Genomic DNA, 1,316 nt, shown 5'->3' on the forward strand with positions numbered 1-1,316 from the left:
TGAAATAGTATAGCCCTCGTTTAATAATATTTCAATTTGACTTCTTTCTTTATCACTTAAGTGTTTATAGTGTCGTTTTGTGGTATAATGTACTTCAGACATGAAAATCTTCCTATCTATTTGGTTTGGCAACTTTAGTATAGCTGATTTTCATGTTTTTTTGTTTATTTTTATTTGTTGCACTTCATTTTACAACACGGGCATTCAAAAAAAATAACAAACAGAGCCAAACGCCTATATAGAATGATGAGTAAGCCTATTGATGAGATGAATGCGTATGAACTATCAGTCATGAACAGATGCGTTAACTTTAAAAAATTAGAAATTTTATCAAAAAAATATCTAAGAATAACAGAAAATGAACAAAAAGAAATAAAACATAAGATAGAAGTAATTAATAACTTTCTCGAAAAAATAAATGAAGAAATAAAAAACACTAAAGACCTAGGACTAAAATACTACTGGAATAAAAGAAAAAAAGAACTCAAAGAAGTAAGAAATAATCTAATCAAAAAATTATAAAGGAGAATAAGAAGATGAAAACAATAGAAGTTGAGGCATATGTCGGTTGGGACGACCGTGACTATTTTATTTTCATGCCCGAGAAAATAGGTTTCGTTTGGGAGGAAAATATTAAAAAAATATTATTAAGAGCATACCCTAACTACCAGATAGAAGAAATAAATAATATCTTCATAAAAGCCATAAATGATTATTTTTCTACTGATTTAAATAACGATAAAATAAGTATGAATATTACTTCAGAGGGTGAAAAATGCAAATACTATCTTGGACTCGATTGTGTGGTTATGTTACCTGAGTTGCCAGATTATCAATTTAAGATTTTTGTTAAGATGGAGCGTTTGCTTACCGAAGAACGTTTAGTGCGTTATTATGATGATTGTTTATCATTTATCAATTTTATGGGGAATTATCCAAAACAGTACACAGGAGAATAAGAACATGAAAACAATAGAAGTTGAAGTATATGTGGAGTGTAAAGACTATGACTATTTTTTGGCAAATTATTCGAAAAATTATACAGGAGAGCAAGAAGATGAAAACAATAGAAGTTGAATTATATGTTGGTTGGGGCGACCGTGATTGTTCTATTTTTATACCTGAAAAAATAGATTTTATTTGGGAAGAGGATATTAGAAAACTATTATTAAATACATACCCAAATTATCAAATGGAAGAAATAAATAATATGTTCATAGAGTTTATAAGTGATTATTTTTTAAGTGGTTTAAACGACAATGAAATAGGTATGAGCATTATTGAACAGGGTGAAAAAGTTAAATATTCTGCTAGTA

The 1,316-nt window shown here is 28.2% G+C and carries 3 protein-coding genes; all 3 read left to right on the forward strand.

Annotation, left to right across the window (positions count from 1 at the left end; translation table 11 throughout):
- Positions 1-246 precede the first annotated feature (246 nt).
- The gene (locus E4T68_RS08875; RefSeq protein WP_135126032.1) at positions 247-522 is read left to right on the forward strand and encodes a hypothetical protein; all 276 of its coding nucleotides are present in this window, start codon (positions 247-249) and stop codon (positions 520-522) included.
- A 14-nt stretch (positions 523-536) separates the two neighbouring features.
- On the forward strand, positions 537-959 hold the full coding sequence (locus E4T68_RS08880) for a hypothetical protein (RefSeq protein WP_135126034.1): 423 nt from the start codon (positions 537-539) through the stop codon (positions 957-959).
- A gap of 98 nt (positions 960-1,057) precedes the next feature.
- The coding region (locus E4T68_RS08885) for a hypothetical protein (protein WP_135126036.1) at positions 1,058-1,316 on the forward strand (259 nt) is incomplete at its 3' end.

This window comes from Granulicatella sp. WM01 (genome assembly GCF_004570605.1).
In the GTDB taxonomy this organism is placed as follows: domain Bacteria; phylum Bacillota; class Bacilli; order Lactobacillales; family Aerococcaceae; genus WM01.